This is a genomic window from Colwellia sp. BRX9-1, assembly GCF_014077195.1.
GTDB lineage: Bacteria > Pseudomonadota > Gammaproteobacteria > Enterobacterales > Alteromonadaceae > Colwellia_A.
The window spans coordinates 1-283 of record NZ_JACGVM010000096.1 but is presented as its reverse complement, the minus strand read 5'-3'; the positions used below and the strand labels follow the sequence as shown (position 1 = coordinate 283).

At 47.3% G+C, this 283-nt stretch carries 1 tRNA gene and 1 rRNA gene; both read left to right on the top strand.

Annotated elements, in window-relative coordinates:
• Positions 1 to 116, top strand: a 16S ribosomal RNA gene (locus H4J76_RS19625); the annotation flags it as partial.
• 86 nt (positions 117 to 202) lie between these two features.
• Positions 203 to 278, top strand: a tRNA-Ala gene (locus tag H4J76_RS19620).
• The last annotated feature ends 5 nt before the right edge of the window (positions 279 to 283 follow it).

Genomic DNA, 283 nt, shown 5'->3' with positions numbered 1-283 from the left:
CAAAAGAAGTGGCTAGTTTAACCTTCGGGAGGACGGTCACCACTTTGTGTTTCATGACTGGGGTGAAGTCGTAACAAGGTAACCCTAGGGGAACCTGGGGTTGGATCACCTCCTTATCTTGAAGTAAAAACAGTTTAATGGAAACTTCGGTTTCACGAGTGTCTACACAAATTACATGATAACAAATTAGAAGAATCCCGATGGGGCTATAGCTCAGCTGGGAGAGCGCCTGCCTTGCACGCAGGAGGTCTGCAGTTCGATCCTGCATAGCTCCACCATCTTA